The sequence below is a fragment of the Micromonospora sp. NPDC005413 genome (assembly GCF_040606435.1).
Classification (GTDB): domain Bacteria; phylum Actinomycetota; class Actinomycetes; order Mycobacteriales; family Micromonosporaceae; genus Micromonospora.
The window spans coordinates 64,053-76,721 of the sequence record NZ_JBEXEV010000017.1 but is presented as its reverse complement, the minus strand read 5'-3'; the positions used below and the strand labels follow the sequence as shown (position 1 = coordinate 76,721).

The 12,669-nt window shown below is 72.0% G+C and carries 11 protein-coding genes; 8 read left to right on the top strand and 3 right to left on the bottom strand.

The annotated features are described in order from the left end of the window. Nucleotides 1–45 precede the first annotated feature (45 nt). Both ABZS37_RS19175 and ABZS37_RS19170 read left to right on the top strand, forming a co-directional pair. Nucleotides 46–2,250 (top strand): M48 family metalloprotease, encoded by a 2,205-nt coding sequence (locus ABZS37_RS19175; RefSeq protein ID WP_355170627.1) that lies wholly within the window; start codon nucleotides 46–48, stop codon nucleotides 2,248–2,250. 12 nt (nucleotides 2,251–2,262) lie between these two features. Continuing rightward, the gene (locus ABZS37_RS19170; RefSeq protein ID WP_355170625.1) at nucleotides 2,263–2,658 is read left to right on the top strand and encodes a hypothetical protein; all 396 of its coding nucleotides are present in this window, start codon (nucleotides 2,263–2,265) and stop codon (nucleotides 2,656–2,658) included. 24 nt (nucleotides 2,659–2,682) lie between these two features. On the opposite strand, the gene ABZS37_RS19165 is transcribed toward ABZS37_RS19170, so the two are convergent. Further along, a complete protein-coding gene (locus tag ABZS37_RS19165) occupies nucleotides 2,683–3,555 on the bottom strand; it encodes an aldo/keto reductase (RefSeq protein ID WP_355170699.1) in 873 nt (290 codons plus the stop codon). A gap of 228 nt (nucleotides 3,556–3,783) precedes the next feature. Between ABZS37_RS19165 and ABZS37_RS19160 the strand changes: the two genes are divergently transcribed. From ABZS37_RS19160 to ABZS37_RS19145, 4 genes are all read left to right on the top strand, one after another. Next, nucleotides 3,784–4,149, top strand: a complete 366-nt coding sequence (locus ABZS37_RS19160; protein ID WP_354994774.1) for a YciI family protein — start codon at nucleotides 3,784–3,786, stop codon at nucleotides 4,147–4,149. Between the two features lie 132 nt (nucleotides 4,150–4,281). Further along, nucleotides 4,282–5,658 (top strand): FAD-binding oxidoreductase, encoded by a 1,377-nt coding sequence (locus ABZS37_RS19155; RefSeq protein ID WP_355170623.1) that lies wholly within the window; start codon nucleotides 4,282–4,284, stop codon nucleotides 5,656–5,658. A 205-nt stretch (nucleotides 5,659–5,863) separates the two neighbouring features. Continuing rightward, nucleotides 5,864–7,312 (top strand): pyruvate kinase, encoded by a 1,449-nt coding sequence (pyk, locus tag ABZS37_RS19150; protein WP_355170621.1) that lies wholly within the window; start codon nucleotides 5,864–5,866, stop codon nucleotides 7,310–7,312. Continuing rightward, nucleotides 7,309–8,193, top strand: coding sequence for an acyl-CoA thioesterase II (locus tag ABZS37_RS19145; protein WP_355170619.1), 885 nt, complete (start codon nucleotides 7,309–7,311; stop codon nucleotides 8,191–8,193). Before pyk ends, ABZS37_RS19145 begins: the two co-directional genes overlap by 4 nt. Before the next feature lie 66 nt (nucleotides 8,194–8,259). On the opposite strand, the gene ABZS37_RS19140 is transcribed toward ABZS37_RS19145, so the two are convergent. Continuing rightward, complete coding sequence (locus ABZS37_RS19140) at nucleotides 8,260–8,931, bottom strand: YceI family protein (RefSeq protein WP_355170617.1); 672 nt, start codon at nucleotides 8,929–8,931, stop codon at nucleotides 8,260–8,262. A 267-nt stretch (nucleotides 8,932–9,198) separates the two neighbouring features. Between ABZS37_RS19140 and ABZS37_RS19135 the strand changes: the two genes are divergently transcribed. Continuing rightward, nucleotides 9,199–9,663, top strand: a complete 465-nt coding sequence (locus ABZS37_RS19135) for an Rrf2 family transcriptional regulator (protein WP_238647043.1) — start codon at nucleotides 9,199–9,201, stop codon at nucleotides 9,661–9,663. Between the two features lie 190 nt (nucleotides 9,664–9,853). After that, nucleotides 9,854–10,897, top strand: a complete 1,044-nt coding sequence (locus ABZS37_RS19130) for a sulfite exporter TauE/SafE family protein (RefSeq protein WP_355170697.1) — start codon at nucleotides 9,854–9,856, stop codon at nucleotides 10,895–10,897. Nucleotides 10,898–11,114: 217 nt separating this feature from the next. Here the strand turns inward: ABZS37_RS19130 and ABZS37_RS19125 are convergent, their stop codons facing one another. Beyond that, nucleotides 11,115–12,554 (bottom strand): pyridoxal-dependent decarboxylase, encoded by a 1,440-nt coding sequence (locus ABZS37_RS19125; protein ID WP_355170615.1) that lies wholly within the window; start codon nucleotides 12,552–12,554, stop codon nucleotides 11,115–11,117. Nucleotides 12,555–12,669: the final 115 nt, after the last annotated feature.

Genomic DNA, 12,669 nt, shown 5'->3' with positions numbered 1-12,669 from the left:
GGCTGTCCATTCGGGACAGAAACTCTCCCCGAAGGAGCCGCGCCCATGACCGAGCCGCATCCCGTGTCGCCGGAGGGCACTCCGCCGACCGTGCCGCAGCTCGACGTCCGGGCCGCCGAACCGCCGGTAGCCGACACACCGCCGCCCACCGGGGGGTTCGCCGACCGGCCACCCGGCTATCCCAGCGCCCTGGTCTGGCTGCGCGCCGGGATCCTGCGGGACTGGCGGGGCGTGCTCGGGGCCTTCGCCGCCACCTGGTTCTACCTGCCGATCGCGCTGCTGCTGGCGTTCTGGGGTGGCCTCAGCTTCGCCGCCTTCGGTCTCTTCGCCGGCGGGTTCGGCGCCGACGACCAGGTGCCCCAGGTGCTACGCGACGCTCCGCTGATCGGCCCGCTGCTGGAGGCGTTCCTGACCCGCTCCGGCGGGGTGCTCGGCGGTGTGGTCGGCTTCGTCGTCGGGTTCCTGGTTGGTTTCCTGACCGTGCTGGTGCTGCCCTGGCTGGGCACGGCCGACGAGCCGCTCGCGTTGGTCACCGGGCTGGTCGGGACGGTCGTCGCGGCGGCGCTGATCGGAGTGCTCTACACGCTCTACCGGGTGCTGCTCGAACCGCGCCTGCTGGTGGTGTCCGGTGCGCGCCAGCCCAGCCGCCGCGAGGACGCGCGCCTGCGCCCCGTGCTGGACGACTGCGCCCGACGGCTCGGCCTGCCCAGCGTGCCACGGCTCCTCATGGAGGACGACCCCGTCCTGAGCAACGCCCGGACGTACGCCCGGCACGTGGTGGTCACCACCGCCGTGCTGAGCGAACCGGAGGACGAGATCGCCGCGCTGCTCAGCCACGAGCTGGTGCACTGGCGTACCGGGGACGAGATCACCAGCGCCTTCGTCCGCGGTGTCGGTCTGCCGCTGACCCTCGCGCACGCGCTGCCGACCTGGCTGATGCGGACCTTCCCGCACCCGGCCACCAACCTCGTGGTCTTCCTGTTCTTCTGGCCGGTGCTGCTCACCATGCGGTACGTGGTGCTGCCCCTGCACGCCCGCGACGTGCGCGCGGCGGAGTACCGGGCCGACCTCGGCGCCGTACTCACCGGGCACGTCGACGGGATGCGGCGCATCCTGGAGCGGCGGCTGTCGTTCGAGAGTGGACGCAGCGGCTGGGACGAGGCGGTCTGCGCCACTCACCCGCCGCACGAACTCCGGCTCGACGTGCTGGAGCGGGCGACGGTGGCCGGCGTGCCCGCCGGCGTGAGCGAGCCCGTGACCGTCGAGCGGCTGTTTGGCCACACCGGCCCGGTCGGCACTCGACGCACCTGGCTGCTGGTCGGCGCCCTCGTGCTGGTGGCCTGCGTCGGCACCGGCGGGCTCGGCGTGGCGCAGTGGGCGTTCTTCCGCCCCCAGGCGGCGGTCGGCGGGTATTTTTCCGCGCTCGCCGACCGGGACAGCGACGCCGCGCTCGGCTTCCTGAGCGATCAGAGCAGCGTCACTGATCGCAAGCTGCTCGCCCAACTGCTGCGCGGCAAGGGCTACCAACCACCGACCGACGTCGAGATCAGTGCGTTGGAGCGCGACGGCGACAGCGCCACCGCCACCGTGGCGTACCGGCTGGCCGGCGAGCGGAACACCGCCACCCTCACCCTGCGCCGCGACGACGACGCCACCGCCGGGCTGTTCCACGGCTGGCAGCTGAGCGGCGGGCTGATCCCACTCGACGCCCCGGTCGCCGGCCCCGGGGTGCGGCTCAACGGGGTGGAGCTGCCCGCCGCCACCGAGGGTCCTGCGCTGGTGCTGCTGCCCGGCCGTTACACCGCGATCGGCCCGTCCAGCGCGCTCAGCGAGACGCCCACCGAGACCGTGACGGTCGGCCCGGGGCAGAGTGCGGCCACCCTGCAACTGGTTCCGGTGCTCAAGCCGGCGGCAATCGAGGCCGTCGAGGCCCGGGTGCGGACCTGGCTGGACGAGTGCGCCAAGCAGACGGTCGCCGCGCCACCTGGCTGCCCGTTCCGCTACTACGGCGGCTCCGCGCAGAAGGTCACCTGGAAGATCCTGGAGTACCCGAAACTCGCCGTCGAACTGACCGGCCCGGCCAGCGCCGAGGTCGCCACCCCATACGAGACCCAGGGCAAGGTGCAGGTCAGCGGGACCACCACGTACTTCGGCACCAGCTCACCGTTCACCGAGGAGGACGCGTTCACCGTCGCGGGCGTCGCCACCGCCGACGGCGACAATGTCGCCTTCCGCCCCGCCGCCAACTGACCGGGAGGAATCGTGACCGACGGCGACGCCGCAGCCCGGCTGCCCGTCCGGCTGACCATCAACCCCCGGCAGCGGCAGCCCCCGTCGGTCGAGCTGCTGGCCTGGATCCACCGCCGCCCGGAATACCGCCCGGTGGTCCGCCAGGCCGGCGGTGGCGGCGGGGGCCGGCCGGGCTTCAGCGACGCGGTGATCATCGCGGTGCTGGCCCAGGGGCTGCTTCCGGGGCTGTTCAACCTGTTGCAGTCCTGGGTCGACCAGCAGCGCACCGAGGCCAGCATCCGGATCCAGGCCGGAGACACCGAGGTGGAACTTCAGGTTTCCGGGCGTACCGACTCGGCCCGCCTGCTCGCCCAGGCGACCGAGGCGCTGCGGGCCGCCCGGGAGTCCGGTTCGGACGCCGCCGGCTGAACCGACGGCGTCCGCACCGGTGGGTCAGCTCGCTTTGGCGAGCGCCTCGAACTCGTCGTCGGTGAGCCGCACGTCGGCCGCGCTCACGTTCTCCTCGAGGTGCGCCACCGACGACGTGCCGGGGATCGGCAGCATCACCGGCGAGCGGCGCAGCAGCCAGGCCAGCGCGAGCTGCGCGGGCGACGCGCCGTGTGCGGTGGAGATGGCGTCCAGCGGGCCGCCCGGGCGGGCCAGCTCACCGGTCGCGATCGGGAACCACGGGATGAACGCGAGGTCGTTTCGCTCGCAGAACTCCAGCACGTCCTCGGCGCTGCGGTTGGCGAGGTTGTACAGGTTCTGCACGGACGCGATCGTGGTGATCGCGCGGGACTCCTCGATCTGCGCGACGCTCACCTCGGACAGCCCGATGTGCTGGATCTTGCCCTCCTGCCGCAGCAGCGCCAGCTCACCCAGCTGATCGGCGAGCGGCACCTGCGGGTCGATCCGGTGCAGCTGGTACAGCGGGATGCTGTCCAGGCCGAGGTGGCGCAGGCTCAGCTCACACTGCTGGCGCAGGTACTCCGGGCGGCCCAGCGCACGCCAGTCGCCAGGGCCGGAGCGGCTCAGCCCGGCCTTGGTGGCGATGACCAGATCATCGGCGTACGGGTGCAGGGCCTCGCGGATCAGCAACTCCGAGACGAACGGCCCGTACGAGTCGGCGGTGTCGATGAACGTCACGCCCAGCTCGACCGCCCGGCGCAGCACCCGCACCGCCTCCGCCGGGTCCTTCGGATCACCCCAGACGCCCGGGCCGGTGATCTGCATCGCCCCGTAGCCGAGCCGGTTGACGGTGACGTCGCCACCGATCTGGTACGTGCCGGACGCCTTCGCGGGCTGCTCACTGATATTGGTCGCCATTGCCGGATCCCCCATCGTCTCGTCGTGACGGGCGTGGAAAAGACCACCCGCCACCGGGTAGATCATCCCCCCGAACTCGACCGTCATGCCGCTCGTCGGCCGACTGTGTGTGTGGACACGTCACCCGCCCGCCCAGGGCAGTTGCCCGGAAGCGCCCGGTACGGCCCGCGCGTACGTGCGACGCTGACCGGGGCCGGTGCGTCCGGCGCGACGGCGGAGGGAGCACCCATGGCGGGAGTGCCGCAGGTCAACTTCGCGCTCGACACGTACGAGTGCATCGTGATCTATCCCGGCGCGGCCGGACGGGTCCTGCCCGCCGAAACCGTGCAGCGGTTGCAGGCGGAGCACGCCGAGCACATGCAGGCGTTGCAGCGACGCGGCATCATCCTGGTCGCCGGCTCGATCGACGGGACGACCAGCAACCCGGAGCCGCCGATCGGCTTCGGGCTCGCCCGCACCGGCAGCGTCGACGACGTACGCAGCGTGCTGGAGGCCGACCCGGCGGTGCAGGCCGGGCTCTACCGGATCGACGTGCTGACCTTCCTCTGCCCGGCCGGGTCCCTGGAGTTTCCACTGGTCAAGACCGAGAGCTGAGCGGCCGGCGCATCGGCGGCTGTCGTGATGGCGACGGCGCTCGGCCGCATGCCGGTGCTACCGTCGCGCCCTGCGAGGGCCGCCGCCGGGGCGCACCCGGCGCCATCGGTCGGCCCCGGTCGAGGAGTCGCCATGATCTCCGCCGCCACCCCCGATGTCGCGACGGCCGTCGCCCGGCTGCGCGCCCTGCTCGGCGATCGGCTCCACGAGCCGGGCGATTCCGGTTTCGCCACCACCACCCGGCTCTGGAACGGTGCGGTGGAGCGCACGCCCGCGCTGGTCGCCCCCTGTCTGAACGCCGACGAGGTGGCCGACGCGGTCCGGATCGCGGCCCGGTGTCACCTGCCCCTGTCGGTCCGCTCCGGAGGGCACGACTGGGCCGGGCGGGCGTTGCGCGAGGGTGGTCTGGTGCTCGACCTGACCGGGATGCGCGCCGTCCGGGTCGATCCGGACGCGGCCACGGTGACCATCGGTGGCGGCGCCACGGCGGCCGAGATGCTCGCCGCCGCCCGCCCGTACGACCTGGTGGTGCCCACCGGCACGGTCGGCGACGTGGGCATTGCCGGGCTCACCCTCGCCGGTGGGTACGGCCCGCTGTGCGGCCGGTTCGGTCTGACCCTGGACAACCTGCTCGGCGCGGAGGTGGTCCTCGCCGACGGCCGCCGGGTCACCGCCGATGCCCGGCACGACGCCGAGCTGTACTGGGCGCTGCGCGGTGGCGGCGGCAACGTCGGCGTGGTCACCGAGCTGCGCTACCGGGCGCACCGGCTGCCCGGCGTGCTGGCCGGCATGATCATGTTCGCGCTGGCCGAGGCGCCGGCCGTGCTGCGGGGCTACGGCGCCCTGGTCGCCGAGGCCCCGGACGAGCTGACCGTGATGACCGGCTTCCTGCCCGGCCCGGCCGGCGAGCCGGTGATCTTCATCTGCCCGTTCTACAGCGGCCCGGACCTGGACGCCGGCTTGCCGTGGATGGACCGGCTACGCGCGCTGGGCACCCCGCTGGTCGACCAGATCAACCCGATGCCGTACGCGGACGCGATGCGGATGTTCGACGGCGGGATGGTCGACGGCAACCACTACCTGCTGCGTACCCGCTGGCTGCCCGCTCTCACCGACGGCGCGGTCGACACGCTCGTCGCCGCGGCCCGGCAGGTCAGCTCGCCGTTCTCCGCGGTGGCCGTGCACCACTTCCACGGCGCGGCCACCCGGGTCCGGCTCGCCGACACGGCGTTCGGCCTGCGCACCGACCACCTGATGACCGAGATCATCGCGGCCTGGGCGCCCGGCGAGCCGGCCGGGCCGCACCGGGAGTGGGCAGACCGCACCTCGGCAGCGCTCGCCCCGCTCGCCCTGCCCGGTGGCTACCCCAACCTGCTCGCCCCGGAGGAGACCGACCGGGTCCGCCTCGCCTATGGCGCGAACTGGGCGCGGCTGCGCCGGGCCAAGCGCCACTACGACCCCCGTGACCTGATCACCGCAGTGCCCACCCTGCCGCCGTCGGGGCACTGATGGTGAGCCGCCGCCGGGAGCACCCCGACGACGCGTGCCAGCGGAGGCGTACGATTCCCGGCGCGCGGTCGCTGATGCCCGTCGCCACAACGTTCCCGGTGTGGTTCCGCCCGCCGGCCCGACGCGCACCGCGCGTCGTTGGACACATGTTCCGCTGCCTGCAAGGGGTCGGCCCCGAGTCCGACCTGAAGGAGAGACTAGCCTGATGGGCGTGACACGCCGCGTTAAGATCGTCTGCACTCTTGGTCCCGCCACCTCGTCCCCAGAGCGCATCCGGGGTCTCGTCGAGGCGGGCATGAACGTAGCGAGGCTCAACTTCAGCCACGGCAGCCACGCCGACCACGAGGCGGTCTACCGACTGGTCCGGGAGGCGTCCGCGGCGGCAGGTAAGCCGGTGGCCGTCCTCGCCGACCTGCAGGGCCCCAAGATCCGGCTCGGCCGGTTCGCCGACGGCCCCCACGAGTGGCGCACCGGTGACTCGGTCGTGATCACCGGTGACGACATCATCGGCACCAAGGAGCGGGTCTCCTGCACGTACCGCAAGTTGCCGCAGGAGGTGAAGCCCGGTGACCGGCTGTTGATCGACGACGGCCGGGTCGCCGTCGAGGTCACCGACATCACCGGCAACGACATCCGCTGCCTGGTCACCGAGGGCGGCCCGGTCTCCAACAACAAGGGCGTCTCGCTGCCCAACGTGGCGGTCAGCGTGCCCGCCATGTCGGAGAAGGACGCCGAGGACCTGCGTTTCTCCCTGGGCCTCGGTGTCGACCTGGTCGCGCTGTCCTTCGTCCGCTCGGCCGAGGACATCAAGCTCGTCCACACCATCATGGCCGAGGAGGGTGTGTTCCGGCCGGTGCTGGCCAAGGTCGAGAAGCCGGAGGCGGTGGACCACCTCGAGGCCATCGTGCTGGCCTTCGACGGCGTCATGGTCGCCCGGGGTGACCTCGGTGTCGAGATGCCGCTGGACGAGGTCCCGCTGGTGCAGAAGCGCGCTGTGCAGCTGTGCCGGGAGAACGCCAAGCCGGTCATCGTGGCCACCCAGATGCTCGACTCCATGATCGAAAATTCCCGCCCGACGCGGGCGGAGGCCTCCGACGTCGCCAACGCGGTGCTCGACGGCGCCGACGCGGTCATGCTCTCTGGCGAGACCAGCGTCGGCAAGTACCCGGTGCTGACCGTCAGCACCATGGCAAAGATCGTGACGACCACCGAGGCCGGCTCGATCGGGGTGCCCCGGCTGCAGCACGACCCGCGTACCCACGGTGGCGCGCTCACCGTGGCCGCCTCGTCGATCGCCCGGGCCATCAACGCCAAGGCGCTGGTTGCCTTCTCCCAGACCGGTGACACCGTCCGCCGGCTGTCCCGCCTGCACTGCGACCTGCCGCTGCTGGCCTTCACCCCGGTGCCCGAGGTGCGCGACCAGCTCGCCCTGACCTGGGGCGTGGAGACCTTCCTGATGCCGTTCGTGCAGCACACTGATGACATGTTCCGTCAGGTCGACCAGGCGCTGCTCGGTCTCAACCGGGCCAACCCGGGCGACTACGTGGTGATCGTCGCGGGCAGCCCGCCCGGCACCCCCGGCTCGACCAACACGCTGCGCGTCCACCAGCTCGGCTCGCTGGTCGACGCGGCGTCGGCGCGGGCGCTGCAGTGAGCGACGGTCGGGTCGCGGTCGGCCAGGCGGCGGTGGACCAGCTGCTGGAGGTGCTGGACCTCGACTCGACCGGGGAGATGACCTTCCGGGGGATGAGCCCCCCGGTCGGCCCACAGCGGGTGTACGGCGGCCAGGTTGCCGGTCAGGCCCTGGTCGCCGCCGGCCGCACGGTCGACCCGGAGCGGTTCGTCCACTCGCTGCACGGTTACTTCGTCCGCCCCGGCGACCCGGTCGAGCCGATCGAGTACCAGGTGGAGAACATCCGCGACGGCCGGTCCTTCTCGGTCCGCCGAGCGGTCGCCCTCCAGCACGGCAAGCCGATCTTCTTCATGTCGGCGTCGTTCCAGCGAGCCGAGGAGGGTCTGGACCACCAGGCCTCGGCCCCGCTGGACGTCCCGCTGCCGCAGGACGTGCCGACGATGACGGACCGGCTCTCGCGCTACCCGGAGCGGCTGGGCATCTGGGGTCAGATCCCCCGTCCGATGGACGTGCGCTACGTCGGCGAGCCCGGCTGGGTCCGTCCCGGCGACCGTCCTGCCGACCCGCACCAGCGCGTCTGGATGCGCATCGACGGCAAACTGCCGGACGATCCGCTGTTGCACGCCTGCGCGCTCACCTACGCCTCGGACCTCACCCTGCTGGACTCGGTGCTCTCCGCGCACGGCGAGGTGTGGGGGCCGGGTGGGCTGGTCGGCGCGAGCCTGGACCACGCGCTGTGGTTCCACCGGCCGTTCCGTGCCGACGAGTGGTTCCTCTACGACTGCTTGAGCCCGTCGGCGTCCGGCGCGCGTGGGCTGGCCACCGGCCGGATGTTCACCACGGACGGCCAGCAGATCGCCAGCGCCGTCCAGGAGGGTCTGCTGCGCCGCGTCGGTGCCTGAGGGCTGTCGATCATCCCCGCCAGGGACGCACCCGTACCGGATGCGTCGTGGCGGGGATGAAGCGTGTCAGGTCTGGTAGATGGCCTCGCCGGCGATTTCGATCTGCACCGTCTTTCCAACCAGCACCCCACCGCTTTCGAGGATGACGTTCCATAGTAGGCCGTAGTCCTCGCGGTTCATTTCGGCCGTCGCGCTGAATCCGAAGATGTTCTGCCCGTATGGATCAGGGCGAGCGCCACCGAAATTCACCTCCAGATCGACAGCTCGGGTGATTCCCTTCACCGTCAACTCGCCGGTGAGCGTGAATCGTCCGGGTGCACCGTCGGACTGCGGCGGGAGAATGTGACTCCGGCCTCGTCCGCCGAGCCGATGGCTGCGTAGCCGGGCCCACTGGAAGATCGGGTCTTCCTCGTTGCCCTGCCATTTGATGCCGGTGCTTCGATATTCGAGGGTGGGGTAGCTCTCCACGTCGAGGAAGTCGGCACTCTTCAGATGCGTGTCCCGGTCGACGCTCCCAGTGGTGATGCTCGCCGACACGATGGTCGCCGTCACCGAGGAGAGCAGCGGGTCCTCCGCCACGACAATCTGCGCCGTGGCTTCGGCGAACTCGCCGCGCACCGGGCTCACCATCATGTGTCGGGACAGGAAACCGATCCGCTTGTGCGCCTGATCGAGAAGATAGGTGCCGGCGACCGGGATGGTCAGGCCATCCCAGGTGCGTGTGGCGATATCGGTCATCGTCTTGCCTTCCCCCCGAGCGAACTCGGGTGTTTATCAATATGCTGCTGGAGGCCGCGTCAACGGTCAGACATTCGTACTCCCGCCCAGCATAAGGACGCTCCAGAACGGCTTTTCCGCCCCCACCGGACGGTGGATCATGACGCACTTCACTACTTCGTGCCGGCCGCCGGAACGGGCGCGAATGGCGAGCGTTCCCATCGATGCGTGACCGATCGGCCGAGGGTCGCCCGCCCGGCCGGCTGACCAGCGGCTAACCTTGCCGTCATGCGCCTCTCCGCTCGGGTCGACTACGCCCTCCGTGCGGCCGCCGAACTCGCCGCGACGGCCAGCGGCCCTGGGCGCGGCCGGCCGGTCACGGCCGACCAGATCGCCCGCGCCCAGGAGATCCCACCGAAATTCCTGGAGAGCATCCTGCTTCAGCTGCGCCGGGGCGGCATCGTGCACGCCCAACGCGGCCCGGAGGGTGGCTACTGGCTGGCCCGCCCCGCCGAGGAGATCTCCCTCGCGGAGGTGATCCGAGTGATCGACGGGCCGCTCGCCCACGTACGCGGGCAACGCCCGGAGCAGCTCGGTTACCACGGCCCGGCACGCGCACTCCAGGAGGTCTGGATCGCGCTGCGGGCGAGCGAGCGGGAGATCCTGGAGCTGGTCAGCGTCGCCGACGTGGCCGCGGGCACCCTGCCCGCGCGCGTCACCGAGCTGGTCGCCGACCCGCGCGCCTGGATCTGAGCGCCGGCCCGCTCTCGGGCCCCGCGTCACCCGCGCGTTCTTCGCCGTGCAGCCGTTGCCGGCTTCGCCGTGCAGCCGTTGCCGGCCGGGGCAAGGCGTCCCATCCACCGATCGGGGGCTTGACCCCGGCAGCCCCGTGCCGCATTGTCGACCAAGTCGATAGGAGATGCCGAAAAGCAAGGGGGCGCTCGTGCGCAAGCTGCTGGTCCTCGCTCTGGTCGGGCTCGTCGCGCAGTTGATCGACGGTTCGCTCGGCATGGCGTACGGGCTGACCTCGTCCACTCTGCTGGTGGTCGCCGGGGTCGCCCCGGCCGCCGCCTCGGCCTCGGTGCACCTGGCCGAGATCGGCACCACGCTCGCCGCCGGGGTCGCGCACTGGCGGTTCGGCAACGTCGACTGGCGAGTGGTGACCCGCATCGCCCTGCCCGGCGCGATCGGCGCCTTCGCCGGCGCCACCCTGCTCAGCTCGATCTCCACCGAGGCGGCCGCGCCGTGGATGGCCGGCATCCTCTTCACGCTCGGCGCGTACCTGCTGGTCCGCTTCGCCCGACCGCTGCGGACCGATCGCATCGGCGGGCGGCTACGCGGTCGCTTCCTGGGCCCGTTGGGTCTGGTCGCCGGTTTCGTCGACGCGACCGGCGGCGGCGGGTGGGGCCCGGTGGCCACCCCGGCCCTGCTGGTCTCCGGTCGCCTGGAGCCACGCAAGGTGATCGGCTCGGTGGACACCGCCGAGTTCGTGGTTGCCGGTGCGGCCAGCGTCGGCTTCCTGATCGGGCTCGGCACCGAGGGGTTCCTGCTGCCCACGGTCGCCGCGCTGCTGATCGGCGGGCTCATCGCCGCCCCGCTGGCCGCCTGGCTGGTGCGTATCGTGCCCGCCCAACTGCTCGGCGCGGCGGTCGGCGGCGTGATCGTGCTGACCAACGCCCGCACCCTGCTCCGCTCCGCAGAGCTGGACGGCCCGGTCCGTCCCGCCGTGTATGCCCTGCTCGCCGTCGGCTGGTTGGCCGCGCTGGTGCTGGCCGTGCGGGCTCTGCGTCGTACCCGCCGGGCCCGCGCCACCGCCGCCGCTCCCGCTTCCCCCGCCGCTCCCGCTTCCCCCGCCGCTCCCGCTTCCCCCGCCGCTCCCGCTTCCCCCGCCGCTCCCGCTTCCCCCGCCGCTCCCGCTTCCCCCGCCGCTCCCGCCGACGCGATCCCGGCTGATTTGGCCGCAACGGGTACGTCCAACCCGCGCTAGCCCTGAGGGCCTCACCCTCGTCGCCCCCGGTCCCCACCACCCCGGTCCCCGTGATCCCGCTCCCCGTGACGCCGGTCCCCGTGACGCCGAGAGCCTCATCGCGCCGCAAGATCGCGCACGAACATGGATGTAGTGGCTTGCGTGGCGCGCGGATGCCACTACTTCCTGGATCGAGCACGATCTTGCCGCGGGGGCGCGGGCCGCGCGGCGCGGGGCCTCAGGGGCTTGGCAGGGTGTTGGCCTTGTCGGTCAGCAGCCGCCACGCCTCGTCCACGTGCGCTTCGGTGCTCTGCGGCGAGCCGATCGCCAACCGCAGCGTGTAGCGGCCGGCGACCCGGGTGTGCGTCAGGTGCACCCGCCCGGTGTCGTTCACCGCGGCCAGCAGTGCCGCGTTGGCGTCGTCGTCGGCGCGCAGTCGGAAGCAGACCAGCGAGAACGGGTGCGCCGCCACCACCTCGAACCGGTCGTCGGAGCGGACCCGCTCGGCGAACCGGGCGGCCAGCGCCACCCCGGAGCGGATGTGCGCCCGCAGCCCTTCGACGCCGTACCAGCGCAGCACGAACCACAGCTTCAGGGCCCGGAACCGCCGGCCCAGGGGAACCTGCCAGTCCCGGTAGTCGATCACCGCGCCGGACTCGGAGGCCGCGTTGCGCAGGAACTCCGGCAGCACGGTCAGCGCCTCGATCAGCTCGGCGCGGTCGGCCACCCAGAACGCGTCGCAGTCGAAGCCGGTGAGCAGCCACTTGTGCGGGTCGAAGCAGTACGAGTCGGCGTACTCCAGGCCGGCATGCGACCACCGCAGCTCGGGGCAGACGGCGGCAGCGCCCGCGTACGCGGCGTCCACGTGCAGCCAGATCCCGTACTCGGCGCAGATCGCCCCGATCTCCGGCAGCGGGTCGATGGCGGTGGTGGAGGTGGTGCCGATGGTGGCCACCACGATGGCGGGAACGTCTCCGGTGGCCAGGTCGGCCTCGATCGCCGCGCGTAGGGCACCCGGCAGCATCGCCTGCGTGTCCGGGTCGACCTCGATCGGCCGGACCCCGTCGGTGCCCAGCCCGGCGATCCGGACGGCCTTCTCGATGGAGGAGTGCCCGTGGACGGAGGTGTACGCGCGGTAGCGTCGGTCGATGCCGCTGTCGCGCCAGCGGCCCCCGCTCGCCCGGTGCAGTGCGGCCAGGGTTGCCACCAGGGTCGCCGAGGAGGCCGAGTCCTGGATGACCCCGCCGCCGGGGCCGGTCGAGCGGAACCGCTGCGGAAGGTCCAGCAGTTGGGCCAGCCAGTCCATCATCACCGTCTCCAGCTCGGTGCAGGCCGGGCTGGTGGCCCACAACATGCCCTGCACACCGAGCCCGGAGCTGACCAGGTCGCCGAGCACGCTCGGGCCGGAGGTGTTGGCCGGGAAGTACCCGAAGAAGCCCGGGTGCTGCCAGTGGGTCAGCCCTGGTACGACGATCGAGTCCAGGTCGGCGAGGACCGCCTCGACCGGTTCGCCGCCGGCGGTGGGCGGCGCGGTGGGGAGAGCGGCGGCCACCGTGCCCGGAGGATGGGCCGGGGCGACCGGTCGTTGCTCCACCGTCGCCCAGTAGTCGGCGATCCAGTCGACGACGGTGTGGCCGGCCCGGCGGAACTCGGCGGGGTCCATGTGGGGAGCGTTCACCGAACGAGTTGATCAGGCATCGATCATCGGGGCAAGACCAGGCGTGGTCGTCGGCTTTGTCGAGAGCAAACAACGGTCATCGATGTTGCGCCGTGGAAAGCGCTTGCCATACGAT

Coding starts and splice junctions, on each gene's coding strand:
- ABZS37_RS19135 (WP_238647043.1), top strand. CDS start 9,199: ATGCGCCTCTCCGCTCGGGTCGACTACGCCCTCCGTGCGGCCGCCGAA.
- ABZS37_RS19140 (WP_355170617.1), bottom strand. CDS start 8,931: ATGACCGATATCGCCACACGCACCTGGGATGGCCTGACCATCCCGGTC.
- pyk (WP_355170621.1), top strand. CDS start 5,864: ATGGGCGTGACACGCCGCGTTAAGATCGTCTGCACTCTTGGTCCCGCC.
- ABZS37_RS19160 (WP_354994774.1), top strand. CDS start 3,784: ATGGCGGGAGTGCCGCAGGTCAACTTCGCGCTCGACACGTACGAGTGC.
- ABZS37_RS19165 (WP_355170699.1), bottom strand. CDS start 3,555: ATGGCGACCAATATCAGTGAGCAGCCCGCGAAGGCGTCCGGCACGTAC.
- ABZS37_RS19155 (WP_355170623.1), top strand. CDS start 4,282: ATGATCTCCGCCGCCACCCCCGATGTCGCGACGGCCGTCGCCCGGCTG.
- ABZS37_RS19175 (WP_355170627.1), top strand. CDS start 46: ATGACCGAGCCGCATCCCGTGTCGCCGGAGGGCACTCCGCCGACCGTG.